This window comes from Roseburia faecis (assembly GCF_001406815.1).
In the GTDB taxonomy this organism is placed as follows: Bacteria; Bacillota; Clostridia; order Lachnospirales; family Lachnospiraceae; genus Roseburia; species Roseburia faecis.
The window spans coordinates 1-392 of sequence record NZ_CVRR01000085.1 but is presented as its reverse complement, the minus strand read 5'-3'; the positions used below and the strand labels follow the sequence as shown (position 1 = coordinate 392).

At 42.6% G+C, this 392-nt stretch carries 1 pseudogene; it reads left to right on the top strand.

Annotation, left to right across the window (positions count from 1 at the left end):
• Positions 1 to 392, top strand: a pseudogene (locus tag M72_RS15560) (ABC transporter permease); the annotation flags it as partial.

Genomic DNA, 392 nt, shown 5'->3' with positions numbered 1-392 from the left:
ATCAAGTACAAACAAGATTTATATAAAACATCCGCTGGTGAAGTGACCCCGGATAGGATCAAATCGGCTTTGGAAACTTATCAAAGCTGCGTTCGAGAATATGGGCCAGTCGAGGAAGAGGGCTTTCCTCTGGCTGTATATATTGAAAAAATCGTCCCGTTCCGTCACTTGCTGATGGGTCTGTCCGAAGCGTTTGCTGATCCATTAACAGGCATTGGTGCTGATTTAATGGATATTGACCCGAATGACATTGACGGAGCCTATTATGAAAAGTGCGCAGAACATTTACAGGATGTCATGCGGAATGAGCAAAGAGAAAACGAAACCGCACAGCAGAAAGCTCTTGAAAAATATTCAGAACTTGATACGCCATTTTATCTTCATTCTGGAAT